The sequence below is a fragment of the Rhizobium sp. P1_E1 genome, assembly GCF_056406015.1.
Genome location: NZ_JBFUAY010000399.1, coordinates 1 through 2489 on the forward strand (window position 1 = coordinate 1; position 2489 = coordinate 2489).

Annotated in this window: 2 protein-coding genes and 1 pseudogene; 1 reads left to right on the forward strand and 2 read right to left on the reverse strand. The window is 59.4% G+C overall.

Features of this window, described 5'->3' with window-relative positions; translation table 11 throughout:
* On the forward strand, positions 1–438 hold a 438-nt coding region (locus AC1D1Z_RS36275; protein WP_477853637.1), incomplete at its 5' end, for a TauD/TfdA dioxygenase family protein.
* A gap of 201 nt (positions 439–639) precedes the next feature.
* On the opposite strand, the gene AC1D1Z_RS36280 is transcribed toward AC1D1Z_RS36275, so the two are convergent.
* Positions 640–1428 (reverse strand): FAD/NAD(P)-binding protein, encoded by a 789-nt coding sequence (locus AC1D1Z_RS36280; protein WP_245499015.1) that lies wholly within the window; start codon positions 1426–1428, stop codon positions 640–642.
* 114 nt (positions 1429–1542) lie between these two features.
* Positions 1543–2016: pseudogene (locus AC1D1Z_RS36285) on the reverse strand (FAD/NAD(P)-binding protein); the annotation flags it as partial.
* Between the last annotated feature and the right edge of the window lie 473 nt (positions 2017–2489).

Here is a 2489-nt window from a genome sequence, read left to right on the forward strand (position 1 = left end):
GCCTATGACTACGCAGCCGTGCGTCCTCGTGCTACCGCTGAAGAGAAGAAGCATTTCGAGGAAGTTTTCACCTCGACCATCTACGAGACCGAGCATCCAGTCGTGCGTGTCCACCCCGAAACCGGCGAAAGATCGCTGCTGCTCGGCAATTTCGTTCAGCGCCTGATCGGCGTGTCGAAGAGCGACTCCGCGAAACTCTACGAGGTGTTCCAGTCCTACGTTACCGCCCCGGAAAATACCGTGCGCTGGCGCTGGAGAGCTGGAGATGTGGCGATCTGGGATAATCGCGCGACCCAGCACTATGCCGTCAACGACTACGGCGACCAGCACCGGGTCGTGCGCCGCGCCACCGTTGACGGCGACGTCCCCGTCAGCGTCGACGGCCGCCGCAGCATAACCCACGTCAAGGCCGCCAAGCCGAAAGCAAAGGCCGCGTGAGCGCGGCCGGACAGGCGACGACCATGCAGCTTCATATCGCGCGGTGCTTGCCGCCGCTTGCGCCACCGACAGTCATCCAGGCATCGCGAACAGCCTGACGGCACCCCATTCCCGACGCGCTGCATCGCCCGGCGCGGCGATGCAGCTTTGGTCGGCTGTTGCCATCCATTCACAGGTTGGGACAATAACTCTCACACGTCGTCACAGGCTTTGACGACGTCTTGCGCTTTTAGCCACTTCACCAATCCAGCTGTTGAGCAACGACGCAGCCGCATGGCTTTGCTGGACGATCTGAGGCACCAGATCGATATCCGGAAGGCTGCCCAGGCCAAGCGGTCCCATCGCGAACAGCCCATGCAAGGCGCTCGCCTTGGTCCGCCCGCATTCGTCTACGACGATACCGATCTCGAGTTCGTCCCGCGTTGCAAGACCCGCAATGATGATCGAGCGGACAAGCGGGCTATCGGTTCCGGACGGCCGGAAACGGCAGTCTATCGTCAGTTCCGCGGGAAGGACCTCAAGCCCGGTCGGGGCCGAAAACAGCACGCCGTTTGTAGCGATACAATTCACTTTTCCCTTCCTCACGGTGATCGCGCCGCTGGCGATCGCATGATGCAGGCGCTGATAGTGCTCAGGCGGCAAGCGGTTGCGATGACTGTCGTAAATAGCCTTCACATGGCGTTTGAACCGTGCACGCTCTTCTGGCGTCAGTCCCGCCCAGAGGTCGCGCGCGCGTGAACGAAAGCCGTTCATGATGCCTTGCCAACCCGAACCTTCCAGATCAGCCCTGTTGGCGGCTTCGCGCAGAAAACGGAACGCGCCGCGTAGCGTTCCCGGCATGGGTTGGTCCGTGACAATAGCTCCGACGGCGGCTGGAGTATGTGACTGAGGCAGGAAGCCCGATTCCGAGATCAATGTGACATGGGAAATCTTCGAGTCCGCCAGCAATCCAAGCGCCCTGTCGACCGCGTGGATGCCGCCGCCGATCACGACGGCGCTTTGCGTTTCACCGGCAGGCGCCGCGTCAGAATTTTCCCGCATCCCGTAACCCGTCGCGAGAAACACCGCGTCAAAGCGGGTTCGCTGCTCCGCTCCAAGGAAAACGGAATATCCTCCGTCCAGATGCCTATCGATCGCCGTTACGGTATCCGAGCCAAATTGCACGATGACATCAGGCCGATCGGACAGGGCCTCGGCGAAGCGTTTGTACACATAGGTGCTGAAGATTTCTCCGGGCACAAAGGCGTGTTCGAGACCGGCAGGATCCGAGATCAGGCGATCGCGCCATGTGTCATCCGTTTCCAGCCACCGGCGAAAATCGCCCGGCAGTCCGGGATCAACGGAAAGGTCGCGAACGCGGCTGGTCAGCACCGTCGACGCGGGCTGACTTATGCCCTCGCCGATATCTATCTTTGCTCGCGGATCGAACATCACCAGATGGAAAGGCCGATCAACTCTTTTGAAAAGAGCGATTGCGGTCATGATCCCCGTGAAGCCTCGGCCGACAATCGCAATCCTTGCGAGATGGTCCGCATTCTGGCTCTCCGAATTCGAAGAACGTGACGAGAGAAGAGTCATTCATCGGCTCCTTCTGCGTTGGACCGGTCCGCCTACATCCGCCCGATCCGCCCAGTCGCATAATTCTCTACCAAAATAATAGAAAATGATATCCGGAACGCAAGCACTATTCGACTTGGAACGATGACTGCGTGGTTTTGGCGTCTGGCGGACCTTGGCCTCCCTTCTGGCTGCCGGCTTTGTGCATTCCGGAGCACGGCTGACGGGCGATGMAGTGACTTGGAAATAATTTCCCGGTTCTTGCGAAAAAAGAGAGGAATTTTAGAGTGGCTGCAAAGATCCACGTAATTTTAGACCATCTATCGCGGGCGAGATTAACCTAACGTCTCCATGCCGGATGTCGCGTCATCCCGCATGCAGAAGGAAGCTAGCATGACGGTTCCACTGGTCAGCTTGAGCAATCTGTCGACGGAGCCATCCCCCTCGCCTCAGGTCGCCGCTATCTGGGAGGCTCTTTGCGCGGAGGCCGTCAA